The organism is Marinobacter sp. UBA2498, from assembly GCF_002341575.1.
GTDB classification, from domain to species: Bacteria; Pseudomonadota; Gammaproteobacteria; order Pseudomonadales; family Oleiphilaceae; genus Marinobacter; species Marinobacter manganoxydans.
The window spans coordinates 1,023-2,128 of the sequence record NZ_DDOI01000117.1 but is presented as its reverse complement, the minus strand read 5'-3'; the positions used below and the strand labels follow the sequence as shown (position 1 = coordinate 2,128).

General features: G+C 57.4%; 1 protein-coding gene. It reads left to right on the top strand.

Annotation, left to right across the window (positions count from 1 at the left end; translation table 11 throughout):
- Positions 1-220 precede the first annotated feature (220 nt).
- The coding region (locus tag B2W52_RS16150; protein WP_286803739.1) for an enoyl-CoA hydratase/isomerase family protein at positions 221-1,106 on the top strand (886 nt) is incomplete at its 3' end.

Here is a 1,106-nt window from a genome sequence, read left to right as displayed (position 1 = left end):
GGCGGAGCCGAGCGTACAAGGATGTATTCACAGCGTGTTTCTGTAGGGCCTACTCGCCACCTCCCGACAAACTCCAAACCAAGAAACCGCAGAAGAACCCCTGCGGTTTTTTTGTGCCTGTAGTTTAATGGGTGGTTGAAACCACCAAAGAACTTGTATTAAATCGTACGCATGTTTCGCTAGTTAAAACCATATTTCAGAAAGAATGCGAGGAGAAATCATGTCTGAGGTCGTTAGCTATAACCGGGAAGGCAACATCGGCGTTATTACCGTGAATTACCCGCCGGTAAACGCCCTCGGCCAGGCTGTTCGTTCTGGTCTGCTCGCAGCCCTGGAGCAGGGCCAGAAAGATGCCGAGGCCAAGGCGCTTCTGCTGGTTTGCGAAGGGCGCACGTTCATTGCCGGCGCCGACATTCGTGAATTCGGCAAGCCCATGCAGGAGCCCACCTTGCCGACACTGGTCAACACCTTTGAAAACAGCGACAAACCGCTGGTTGCCGCGATCCACGGAACGGCTCTGGGTGGTGGTCTGGAAACCGCTCTGAGCTGTCACTACCGGGTTGCGGTGAGCAGTGCCAAGGTGGGTCTGCCGGAAGTGAAGCTGGGCCTGCTGCCCGGCGCCGGCGGTACCCAGCGGCTTCCGCGCCTGACCGGTGCTCAGAAAGCACTGGAAATGATCACCACCGGTGAATTTGTCGGTGCCAAGGATGCTCTGGCCCTGGGCATTCTCGATGCCGTGGAAGAAGGCGACAATATCCGCGCTATCGGCATGGCCTACGCGCAGAAAGTAGTCGATGAAGGCAAGCCGGTGCGTCGTGTTCGCGATATCACCGACAAGATCGAGGCTGACAAGGGCAGCGATGTCTTCGACCAGTTCCGTGACGAGCTGAAGAAGCGGGCCCGGGGTCTTTTCTCCCCGTTCAAGTGTGTCGACGCTGTGGAAGCGGCGTTCAATCTGCCTTTCGACGAAGGCATGAAGCGCGAGCGGGAACTGTTCATGGAATGCATGGAGTCGCCCCAGCGCGCCGGTCTGATCCATTCGTTCTTTGGGGAGCGTGAAGTCTCCAAGGTCAAGGGACTGCCGAAGGATACGCCGGTTCGTGACG